General features: G+C 50.9%; 1 protein-coding gene. It reads right to left on the minus strand.

Translation table 11 applies throughout. From position 1 onward, the window contains the following. The coding region (locus AC2FC2_RS26950) for a hypothetical protein (protein ID WP_490660205.1) at positions 1–587 on the minus strand (587 nt) is incomplete at both ends.

The following is a 587-nucleotide window of genomic DNA, read 5'->3' on the forward strand; positions in this document are numbered from 1 at the left end:
TAACGAATGAATTTGATTATCTCTGTCGTGTACGGGCGGTGATACGACGTTTTTGTCCCTCCCTTCGCAACGTAGTAATCATAATAGTCCGGCATTTTTGCAGCATCGTCCCAAAATTCTAGGATAGACTCTGATAGTTCTGACAGCTCTGGCAAAATCTGTTTGCGTTTATGGATTGGGTAGGCTCCCGCACCAAGGAAACCAACAGGTCGGTTGAACACTTCAATCGCCACATTGCGCGGGCTATCTTGCTTTTCATTGCAGTCCAACCAAAATTCAAAAGGCCACGCCCAGTCCTTTTCCACAGGCCAGTTAAGGAAGCTGGTATCACTTGTGGTTGGGTAACGCCAACCGGCATACATTTGCACACCACCGCCTCCAATGCCGCCAGCTGCTGCCGTGATGGGTCGGGTTGGTCCATACTGGGTCCCACTGCGGTGTGTATCTCCGCACGCACGCACGACAGTTAAAGACATCGGCGCGGTAAATGTCCCGGAGGCAGGTGTTAGCGCCGTTTTGTATTTGTCATCGGCAACAAACGTTTTGTCGCCGGTCTGGAAACGTATGTCGAAACCATACAGCTTGCC

This window comes from Serratia sp. CoH_122_TC_1, from assembly GCF_058191755.1.